Here is a 322-nt window from a genome sequence, read left to right on the forward strand (position 1 = left end):
GGCCGCTGCGGATGGCATCGGTGATGAAGATCCGCCGAAAGTCATGGGGCGAGAAGTCCAAGGGCTGTCCGGCTGAGTCGGTCAGATTCGTGGAGGCCAGCACCTCTTGGAGTGCTTGGCGCAGGAGCTTCGGGGAGAGGCGGGAGCTCTCGCCGCTGCGGCACCACTGGAAAAGCAGTGGCATCTGGGGATTCCAGGTCTTCTCGGCCATGTCATAGCTGGAGACGTAGGGGACGGCACCGGTGCGTGGGTCGCGGATGCGGGCGATGATCGCACTGAGCACATCGGCGAGCTCCGGGCTGACCAGGATGACTCGTTCCTC

General features: G+C 64.3%; 1 pseudogene. It reads right to left on the reverse strand.

The features are described from left to right. Positions 1-322 (reverse strand): annotated as a pseudogene (locus ACLZOT_RS51165) (site-specific integrase); the annotation flags it as partial.

It is taken from the genome of Streptomyces sp. 4F14, assembly GCF_048159485.1.
Lineage (GTDB): Bacteria > Actinomycetota > Actinomycetes > Streptomycetales > Streptomycetaceae > Streptomyces.